Here is an 8,898-nt window from a genome sequence, read left to right as displayed (position 1 = left end):
TCTCGCACTTCCGCTCCAATCAACCTTAAATAGTTTCGTTTTAAAAACAACAATCTTTACGAAAAGAGCCTTTTATTATGACTAACTTTATGTACATATTTTGTTTATTGGTATGGGGGCTTAATTTTATTGCCGTAAAGATTCAAGGTACACCTGTGAGTTTAGAGTTATCTTTAACATATCGTTTAAGTATGACGGCAATCCTATTTTTCATTCTTTTATGCGTTCTCAGACCTAAAGGAAAACCCATGAAAAAGGATGTTCCATTTATTATTGTGTTTGGAATATGTAATTTTGCCTTAAGCTATTTATGTCTTTATTACGCGACTATCTTAAGTTCAGCGGCTATGGTTACATTGATCTTTTCATTGAAAGTCATTTTAACACCTATAGCCCTTCGTCTTTTTTTGAAAGAACAATTACATTCTCGTATCTTAATTGGAGGGGTAATTGGTGTACTGGCTGTGTGTATTGTTATTTACCCAAGTTTGAATGACATTCATGGATTTAATGATATAAAAGGAATCATGATAGCCGTTCTTGGTACCATCCTTACTGCAATGGGCGATGCATGCTCAGCTAGAAATGCTAAGAAGAAAGTAAACCCAATCTATGCTAATGTAATTGGATTTGCAGCAGGAGGAATTCTTTTAGGGGCAATTGTGTTCATAAAAGGACAGGCAGTCAGTATACCGACATCCATTTCATATTTGTCTGCTTTGTTCTATTTAACTATATTCGCCTCCTTTGGAGCTTGGCTATTCTACCTCAAGCTTGTAGAGAAAATAGGCGGGGCAAAAAGTGGATACATGGTTGCCCTATTTCCAGCAATTGGAGGTGTGGCTTCAGTGATGATTGGTGAATCAGATCCATCCATTTACTTGGCTGCTGGCTGTCTTTTCAGTTGTTTAGGTGCTGCCATTGCATTAGGAATAGGCATGCATATTGGTAAAATTAACTTGAAAGAAGAAAATTCGATTAACAAATAAGGGTTTCCGCCGTAATTCGATACAGAGAGGGATGGGACAATGGAAAGTAAATGGCCAAAAGAAATGAGAGTAGCGCAAATCCGCGTTGCACGTCCTACTGATCAACTCAAGAAGGTTGTAGACTTCTATTGTGAAGGATTAGGTTTGAAAAAAATCGGTTCTTTTGAAGGGCACGAGGGATATGACGGCATCATGATTGGGCTGCCTGATTCCAGCTATCATTTAGAGTTCACTCAGCATAAAGATGGCAGTCCTTGTCCGGCCCCATCACAAGATAATCTGCTCGTCTTTTATATTCCTGAACGTAAAACCATTGAGGAAATCACGAATAGATTGAAAGGTATGGGGTATGAACCGGTTTCTCCGGAAAATCCATATTGGGAAAAATCGGGTGTTACCATTGAAGATCCGGATGGCTGGAGAATTGTATTGATGAATTCGCCAGGAATAGGACATTAAAATAATAAAAGTGAATTTATTTAGAATCTACAAGTGGGGACCCAATCTTGCTGCTTAACAGGCAGCCAGCCCCCTTCTTTATCGAATGAATGAAATCGGCCGAAAAGGATGGTGCTTTTCGGTCGTTTTGGGTTCATGAAGACATAGTGATTCCGCCATTGATGTGAAGGGCATCCCTGCTATATATGCTCCCTCATCAGATGCAAGCAGCACATACATTCATTAGATAAGTCATTCCAGGTACGTTAGCCAAGTAGTTAGAAAAACCTCTCAAATCAAAAGGCTTTGAAGCCTTTTTGGAGCATAGTGTAGTCGTACTGACACTATGAACGGGAAAATTTTTGTAATGATTTATTTAGCCTTGGACATACTTAATTAAGATATATAAAAGAACCATTTATCTAAAGGAGGAACCCGTATGTCTAACGAAAATATTCAAAATAAAATGGAAAATATTTGGCAGGATACATGTGGATCATGGGAAAACTGTACGGAAACTACAATTCAGTCATTCTTGGCAAAATCCGAAGAAAGCAATATAGACCCGCAATATTGCATGAGCTGGGTGGAACAACATAAAACCCAAATACCTGAGTGGCCCGCCGTTTCAAAAGTGTCGCTGGACTGGGTAAATCAACATACTTCTACTGGATCACCCCTTTCAATGAAGGACCAGGATCTTTAGAATGGTGGAAGGTTTTTAGCAGATTTGGGCTTTTAAATATTACGAACTCTAATAGAGGTGAAAATAGATGTCGAATAATGAGAAACAAGACGGTAAATCAAATCGTCGGCAAGGTTCAGAATATAACAGAGAGCATTCGAACAATGATCCAGATTACATGGTTAATGCTTGGGACGAAACGAATGTTGAAGATTCATTTGTACAATCAGCCATCCAAGAAGAATTCAATAATCCAGTAATCCAAGAATCCATCTTGAAGTTCAATAAAATAGCAAATGAAGAAGAAAAGGAATCTTGATTTTAACGCCCCATAGGGCGTTTTTTTTGAAGCAGGAAGGAGCAAGAAGTGAAAAGAATTTTTAAGTCATGCCAAGAATCCTAGCTCGATATGGAGAAAATTCATATTAGCCTTTCCGCTAAATAGCAAATTAACAGAAAAAGATTGTGAGGGGTATCCTCACAACCGCAGTAGTTTTACATCTGAAAATTCAGAGGAAAGGCCACGAAATCCTGGGTGAAAACTGTCTTTTTTTATGTTATTTTCTGATCTAGCTCCAAAGGTAAAAAAGCATATTCTCCGTCCTTAATGATCTCACATTTACGAACTGGAATAGGATGTTTAAAAATGGGCCCATCTATTACCGTGGTATGGAACTCTCCACCTTCTCCGCAAGGGTCAATACCACGAGCTTCAAGCTCCTTCACGTATTCATGGGTTAACGTTCGCCCTAAATCGTCCTCTCGCATTCCAAGTGATAAATTAACAGTTACGATGATCGTTACAAATCCTAGATTAATGAACTCTTCAACAGCTTCACGATGGTTCATTTCCCATAAAGGCATCCCAAGCTTTAATCCAGCATTCTTCGTAACCTTTTCGTGCCAACAGCCATGAGCAGGCATATCCAAGTCTCCAGTTACTAACACTTCTGCCCCTTGATTTTTAGCTTTTTCTAAAAGGCGCATAAATACTTTTTCATAATCTGTCCAACTTGCAGCTGCAGTATAAACGGGCAAACCTATTGATTTAGCTTGGGCACGAATGAGTTCCGGAGGCATTCCATGGGATCTGGAACGTTTCCCTTCTTCCTCCATCATGACGATCAGCCCAACAGCTTCTCCAACCTTCACTGCTTTATATAGGGCTAAGACACTATCCTTTCCACCGCTAAAAGAAGCTATAAATTTATGCCCGCGAGCACTATTTTTCCAATCGATTAATTCTGCCATTCATATCTTTCCCCTTTATTCTAATGACTTTTTTCACGATGCCTGTTAGTAGCCAATTTCATATTTTATATATGAGGTTTCATAGCTCTGTTTGTTTGATTTTATCACTATTGGACCTTACAGATGAGACATTATTGCACCGTGATGCAAAAAAAAATGAAATTCCAATGATGAATAAAAGCGAAGTTTTTACGGGATCATGCAATGTTCCATTACACTTGTTTTGTTCAACAAAGATAGAGTGATAAAAGCCGATAATCTGTAATCGCTTCAACACTATAAACATATCTTTCGCCATGTTGCCATAAGAATTTAGAAGAAGAATGATATACAAATAAAGGGAAAAGGCGTTTTGATATCGTATAAAGCATATTATAATTCTTTTTTTTATTAACTAAGTAAAATCATCATTAATGGGAGTGAAGATAATGGAAGCATCGGTAGAGCGGATTTTTTCTAATGCATTGGTGGAATTGGCCGGGCATTTTTTTCTAGTGAGTACAGAGAGTTCAGTAAAACTTGGCGATGCAGAGAACTACGTATTTGAGGTTCACAGGGATGGAACACCATACATCTTAAGAATGACACACCAATCACATCGTTCAAAAGGCCAAGTGCTTGCTGAGTTAAAGTGGATAGAGTACTTACAGAATAATGGAAGTGAAATACCGAAAGTTATCCCTTCTACAGAAAATAACTTAGTTGAAATTGTAAAGGGTCTGGATGGTACAGATTTTTATTGTTGCCTATTTGAAAAAGCCCCTGGTGTAAGGGTGAAAGTCACCGATGAAAATTTCGACGGACATTTATTTTTTGAATGGGGAAGAACAATAGGCCACCTGCATAAAAAAACAAAAAGTTACAAGCCTGAAACAGAATATAAAAGGCTCGATTGGCATGAAGAAGAATTATTGAATGCGGAGCACTATCAATCTGATGTTCCAGAGCAAGTGATGCACCAGCAAGAATTAATCATGAATAAATTAAATGCACTTCTAATTCATCAAGATAATTTTGGATTGATTCATTCTGATATACATAACGGCAATTTCCATTTCCATGAAGGCAAGATTCATGTTTTTGACTTTGATGACTGTTCCTATCACTGGTTAGCGAGCGACTTGGCCATACCTCTGTATTATCTTATGTGGAGTTTAGAACGTGAAGGTGTAAAAGAACTCGATGGATATGCTGCCAAATTCATGGGGGATTTTATAAAAGGTTATGAGACGGAAAATATACTCGCACCTGTAGATTACGATACGATCCCGCTATTTTTAAAATTAAGGGATCTAACGTTATATAATTTTTTTCATAAAAAGTACGATTTGAAGAATGCGGATAATCAATTATATAAAACCGTTCAGAAAATCGAACAAAGAATTATGGAAAGCCGTCCTATTGTTCACTTCAATTCGAACCTGATTTATTGAAAGATTGATGTATCTGAACATTAAAGAGGGTACTGACAAGGAGGCTTTAACTGAATATGAAGTTCAATGCACTAGTACCTGAACTATCAGTATCGAATATAAGTGAATCGAAAAAATTTTACCTTGAATTTTTGGGATTTCATTTAGAATATGAACGTTTTGATGATAAATTTGCCTTTCTTTCTTTGGGAGAATCGCAAATTATGCTGGAAGAAATAAATGGAAGTTGGGATACAGGAGTATTAAAATTTCCATTGGGCAGAGGGATTAATTTTCAAATTGATATTGATGATGTTGAAAAATTGGCGGCTGCTTTAAAAAGGCATGGAATAAAATTATTTAGAGAAATGATGGAAAACCATTATGAAAGCGATAATGAGGTGTTTGTAAAAAAAGAGATTTTAGTTCAAGATCCAGATGGTTATTTACTAAGGTTTTCACAGTCAATGAATCCGAGTAGGGCAGTCTTAAAAAATAAGGGGGATTGGCATGTCAGAAACGAAAAATAATAGTCTTACATATATGATTCGGACTGGTGAATTAAAAGATGCGGAAGCAGTTTTGGATGTACAGTATTCCGTTATTTCCGAAGGTGAGTACTTTATTGCGTTGTCAGACGAGTTTAATAAAACACCAGAACAACAAAGGGATTGGATACGAAGGTTATTGGAAAATGAACGAGAAACCATCATCGTGGCCGAAATAAATGGTGAAGTGATTGGATGGATAGGATTTCAATCGGAAAATAGGAGGAGAATGTCTCACAAGGGCTCATTTGGGATCATGATTAGAGAAAAATTCAGGGGGATGGGTATTGGAAAAAAACTAGTTAAAGCATTATTGGAATGGGCAGAAGCCAATCCGTTGATTGAAAAGGTGAGTTTAGGAGTTTTTTCAACAAATCATCGGGCAATATCACTTTATAAAAGTATGGGGTTTGTTGAAGAAGGCCGTAAAATTAAGGAATTTAAGATGAACGAAAGTGATTACGTCGATGATATTATCATGTACAAGTTGGTTTGAACAGACTGAAAGAGCATGAATTGATCCATACATGCTCTTTCGGTTTTGTTATGTATCTATTTTTATATTAAAACGATGTTTCCATCATGCATCATTTAATTATTTTAACCTTCACTTGCTTTCTTCCCCACGTTAAAGCATCCGCTTCTTTTGCGATGAATACATCGATTCTGTTTCCTTTGATCGCGCCGCCCGTGTCTGCAGCGATTGCTTGTCCATAGCCTTCGACTTCAACGATGGAGCCTAGCGGAATCACGTTCGGATCGACTGCTATCAGTTTGGCATCATCATATTTTTGTAAATCTACGCCCATTCTTGTGGTGCCTGAACATCCTTCGCAGCTCGCCGTATATGCAGTACTTGTTACCGTCAGTTCTTTAACGGCCGAGCTTGCTAAACTGGCTCTTTCTTCTAATTTACTGAAAGTCCGTGCACCGGCTATACCGTCAGCGGATAATCCCTTTTGCTTTTGAAAGTTCATGACTGCTTGTTTTGTACCTGTACCATAAATTCCATCGATCGTTGATGTGTAAACATCCGAGGCTTTCAATAGCCTCTGCAGTTCAGCTACAGGTCTTCCGATATCCCCGCTTTTCAGTACCTGGATTTTCTGATTCGTTTTTGTTCCTGCTATTCCATCGGCTTTCAGCCCTGATTTCTCCTGAAACTTCTTTACGGATTCTTTTGTAATCGGTCCGTAGTAACCTGTTGCTTCATAATAGGGAAAAACCCCTTTTGTCAGTAATAATTCTTGTAGTTCCTTTACATCACCATTACTCATTCCTGTTGAGAGTGTGCGATCCAAAGCTGCGGCTTCGCCTTTAGTTGGCATGCAAACTCCTAGAATGAATACAGAAGCCGTTAGGATCGTTATTATAATTTTCTTCATGTTTATCCTCCTCGTTGTTTCCTGCAATTAAACCATTCGTTAAACGATCGCTCTTTTAGGCGCTGATAAGGAAAAACACCGCGAAGGCACTAAGGAATTGTTAAAACATGTTAGAGAAAGAAAAGAAATGAGGCGGAGAACGGGTTACCATATCCTTAGTAATTAGCGGATTCTGGATTCTATTAAAAAGAATCAGGAAAAGATAGAGTTCGAAAAAAAAGCATCAGCATTCGTGATCCTCCTTCATAACCTGGATGTTGTTTTGTAAGGAAGAAATTATTTTGATAAAGCTGTTATTTTAGTTTGATGGTTTAAGTTTAGACGCAGAAACGTATTGTCATGAGGCTTATAAAGAAACATGGGTTTGTAAATCTGACCTGCCTCTTAAACATTCTGTTAAATGTATCGGAACAGATAATACTGAACTTTAATGAGTTTCATAGAAAGGGGGAATATTGAAGAAATTGAATCGAGGGCAAATTGAAGTCTTAAACATTCAATCCGCAGAAGCCATAGCATTTGAAGATTCGGTAATGGGCTTCATTTGGCTCTACAAGCTCGATTAAAGTGTGTCATCGTACCAGATCCCGTGGAAACTTTGGGTGGAAAAGAGCTTGACAATGTTATAAAACTTACTAGTCATGCCGGCGAAATCCTGAGTAGGCCCAAATGGAAAAAATATTGAGTTTAGGCAAGTTACACATGGAGAATGGCAACATATAGTGTAGTTAAATTGATTTTAGCCGTGGGACCATCTTGTTAGCCTTCCTGGAAGACCCTTTAGGAATAATTTATTCTAAGGGTTTAATCAAAGACTCCCTTTTATTTTGATATACGAATAAATTAAAAAAAGAATCGGATGAAAGGGTGAAAGGATGTAAATGATGAAATGAAGATGAAATGTGAATTTTCTAATTTAAAAAAATTACGTTATAGGAAAAAGAAATTGAAAACTTGTTGTTCATCTCGAGGAAAAAGGGGCCGACAAGGACCAGAGGGGCCACAAGGAAAAAGGGGCCGACAAGGACCAGAGGGGCCACAAGGAAAAAGGGGACGACAAGGATCAGAGGGGCCACAAGGAAAAAAGGGTCCACAAGGTCCGGAGGGTCGAACAGGTCCAGCGGGTCCACAAGGTCCGGAGGGTCGAACAGGTCCAGCGGGTCCACAAGGACTTGAGGGACGAACAGGTCCAACGGGTCCACAAGGACCGGAGGGACGAACAGGTCCAGCGGGTCCACAAGGTCCGGAGGGGCAAACAGGTCCAGCGGGTCCACAAGGTCCGGAGGGTCAAACAGGTCCAGCGGGTCCACAAGGTCCGGAAGGTCAAACAGGTCCAGCGGGTCCACAAGGTCCGGAAGGTCAAACAGGTCCAGCGGGTCCACAAGGTCCGGAGGGTCCACAAGGGCCAGCAGGGCCTCCAATTCAAGGACTAATAGCAACTACTAATCTGATGTATTTTACCTTTTCTGATGGCCAAAAACTTGAATATACAAACATTGATGGTTTACCACAATACGGAACAACTCAGATATTGCCACCAAGCGAAGTTTCGTATATTAATTTGTTTATTAATGGGATTCTTGAACCCCAAAATTGTTACACAGTTGAAGAAGGAAAATTAATTTTAGATGAAGCCCCCCATAAGGGTTCACCTATTATTCTTCAGTTTATAATTATTAATCAATTAAATCCTTTATAAGTACGTATGGGTGAAAACGGGAGGGGGGATCGAGGTTACTTAAGCATGAATAAAAAAGGTGAATATAGTCAGAAAGGAATCGAATTTCAAAAAGAATTCATTCCTTTCTGACTAAAACAGGATTAGTTGACTACAATTTCAATAAGAATTGGAGTTGCGGGATCTAGTACATTCCCACCTGGAATAGTTATAGTTGTAGTCGTGATGGTAGAGGTATCTGCTGTTTGCGGCTGCGCGTTTATATATAAAACATAATAAGCGAACGACCCTGGGAAGGCTGTTGCAGGTGCACCAGCATCATCCGTAAAGGCTGTTGCCGCAATTGCAAATGTAGCACCAGTACCTGTACCAGCCCCTATTGTGCTACTGAATTTTCTGGAAGCCATAAAAGGTTTGATAATTGCCATTTAGATTCACCTCGTCTCAAATATATTGGACAATTTTTTTAAAAAACTGCTTGTCCTGTTTCTAGTCTATTATTTTTTGTTGTT

Annotated in this window: 12 protein-coding genes; 8 read left to right on the top strand and 4 right to left on the bottom strand. The window is 38.7% G+C overall.

The annotated features are described in order from the left end of the window. Window positions 1-77 precede the first annotated feature (77 nt). From N9I19_RS19610 to N9I19_RS19595, 4 genes are all read left to right on the top strand, one after another. Entirely contained in the window at window positions 78-989 is a 912-nt protein-coding gene (locus N9I19_RS19610; protein ID WP_317778726.1) for a DMT family transporter, read from the top strand. Window positions 990-1,028: 39 nt separating this feature from the next. Continuing rightward, window positions 1,029-1,448, top strand: a complete 420-nt coding sequence (locus tag N9I19_RS19605) for a VOC family protein (RefSeq protein ID WP_284469658.1) — start codon at window positions 1,029-1,031, stop codon at window positions 1,446-1,448. 418 nt (window positions 1,449-1,866) lie between these two features. Beyond that, on the top strand, window positions 1,867-2,133 hold the full coding sequence (locus N9I19_RS19600) for a hypothetical protein (RefSeq protein WP_317778725.1): 267 nt from the start codon (window positions 1,867-1,869) through the stop codon (window positions 2,131-2,133). A 67-nt stretch (window positions 2,134-2,200) separates the two neighbouring features. After that, window positions 2,201-2,431, top strand: coding sequence for a hypothetical protein (locus N9I19_RS19595; protein WP_125162981.1), 231 nt, complete (start codon window positions 2,201-2,203; stop codon window positions 2,429-2,431). Between the two features lie 233 nt (window positions 2,432-2,664). Here the strand turns inward: N9I19_RS19595 and N9I19_RS19590 are convergent, their stop codons facing one another. After that, window positions 2,665-3,363: a Dph6-related ATP pyrophosphatase gene (locus tag N9I19_RS19590; protein ID WP_317778724.1), complete on the bottom strand. Its 699-nt coding sequence runs from the start codon at window positions 3,361-3,363 to the stop codon at window positions 2,665-2,667. Window positions 3,364-3,791: 428 nt separating this feature from the next. Between N9I19_RS19590 and N9I19_RS19585 the strand changes: the two genes are divergently transcribed. The 3 genes from N9I19_RS19585 to N9I19_RS19575 are packed head-to-tail and all read left to right on the top strand — an operon-like array spanning window position 3,792 to window position 5,819. Continuing rightward, window positions 3,792-4,796: a phosphotransferase enzyme family protein gene (locus N9I19_RS19585; protein WP_317778723.1), complete on the top strand. Its 1,005-nt coding sequence runs from the start codon at window positions 3,792-3,794 to the stop codon at window positions 4,794-4,796. A 56-nt stretch (window positions 4,797-4,852) separates the two neighbouring features. Beyond that, window positions 4,853-5,305 carry a bleomycin resistance protein gene (locus N9I19_RS19580; RefSeq protein ID WP_317778722.1) on the top strand — a complete coding sequence of 151 codons (453 nt, stop codon included), beginning with the start codon at window positions 4,853-4,855 and terminating at the stop codon, window positions 5,303-5,305. After that, window positions 5,286-5,819 (top strand): GNAT family N-acetyltransferase, encoded by a 534-nt coding sequence (locus N9I19_RS19575; RefSeq protein ID WP_317778721.1) that lies wholly within the window; start codon window positions 5,286-5,288, stop codon window positions 5,817-5,819. The genes N9I19_RS19580 and N9I19_RS19575 overlap by 20 nt, the downstream gene beginning before the upstream one ends. A gap of 91 nt (window positions 5,820-5,910) precedes the next feature. Here the strand turns inward: N9I19_RS19575 and N9I19_RS25310 are convergent, their stop codons facing one another. Further along, window positions 5,911-6,708, bottom strand: coding sequence for a peptidoglycan-binding protein (locus N9I19_RS25310; protein ID WP_411730605.1), 798 nt, complete (start codon window positions 6,706-6,708; stop codon window positions 5,911-5,913). A gap of 911 nt (window positions 6,709-7,619) precedes the next feature. After that, window positions 7,620-8,147: a hypothetical protein gene (locus tag N9I19_RS19560; RefSeq protein ID WP_317778720.1), complete on the bottom strand. Its 528-nt coding sequence runs from the start codon at window positions 8,145-8,147 to the stop codon at window positions 7,620-7,622. 11 nt (window positions 8,148-8,158) lie between these two features. Between N9I19_RS19560 and N9I19_RS19555 the strand changes: the two genes are divergently transcribed. Next, on the top strand, window positions 8,159-8,407 hold the full coding sequence (locus N9I19_RS19555; RefSeq protein ID WP_309145549.1) for a DUF4183 domain-containing protein: 249 nt from the start codon (window positions 8,159-8,161) through the stop codon (window positions 8,405-8,407). 122 nt (window positions 8,408-8,529) lie between these two features. Here the strand turns inward: N9I19_RS19555 and N9I19_RS19550 are convergent, their stop codons facing one another. After that, window positions 8,530-8,814, bottom strand: a complete 285-nt coding sequence (locus N9I19_RS19550; RefSeq protein ID WP_284469664.1) for a DUF4183 domain-containing protein — start codon at window positions 8,812-8,814, stop codon at window positions 8,530-8,532. Window positions 8,815-8,898: the final 84 nt, after the last annotated feature.

The sequence above is a fragment of the Peribacillus sp. CSMR9 genome, assembly GCF_033141925.1.
Taxonomy (GTDB): domain Bacteria; phylum Bacillota; class Bacilli; order Bacillales; family DSM-1321; genus Peribacillus; species Peribacillus simplex_A.
Note: the sequence above shows the minus strand (reverse complement) of the source record. Positions and strands in the feature narration are given on the sequence as shown.